The following is a 557-nucleotide window of genomic DNA, read 5'->3' on the forward strand; positions in this document are numbered from 1 at the left end:
AGACCGTTACCCTGAGCCAGGTGCGTACCGTCAAGCTGACAACGGTCGGCATGCAGGCCAACCAGAAAGAAGATTTTAAAATCGTTCTGGAAGATTGCGACGCCACCGTTAGCCAGAATGCCGCCGTGATCTTTAACGGCCAGCAGGACCCTGCTGTAGAAGGCAGCCTGGCGAACACCGCTGGCGCAGGCTCGGCCAAAAACGTTGCGCTGCAACTGTTCGGGCCGGACGGCCAGGCGCTGAACATTGGCGATACCTCCTCCAACGTTAAGCTGATCAACGGCGAAAACATCATCCCGCTGAGCGTGGATTACGTGGCCACAGGCGCGGCCGAGCCGGGCAACGTCTCCTCCGTCGCAACGTTCCAGATGGTTTATTCCTGATTCGTTAGCCGATCTCGCTTCTTCGCCTGCGGGCGGAGAAGCGTTGTCCGGCAAGCGTTAGAGAGTTCGCAATGCAGCAATCCATAAATCGGGCGCTGCTGATAGCCGGCACTGCGCTTTTTGCCGTATTGCCAGCCGCGGCAAAGGACGATGGAAGCGTGACCTTTCAGGGTC

1 protein-coding gene is annotated in these 557 nt (G+C 58.3%); it reads left to right on the forward strand.

Annotated features, from left to right (window positions below; translation table 11 throughout):
- Positions 1–383, forward strand: a 383-nt coding sequence (locus RE027_RS18070; protein WP_368809681.1) for a fimbrial protein, incomplete at its 5' end; no start/stop codon positions are given.
- Positions 384–557 lie beyond the last annotated feature (174 nt).

This window comes from Kocuria sabuli, from assembly GCF_040981185.1.
Taxonomy (GTDB): Bacteria; Actinomycetota; Actinomycetes; order Actinomycetales; family Micrococcaceae; genus Kocuria; species Kocuria sabuli.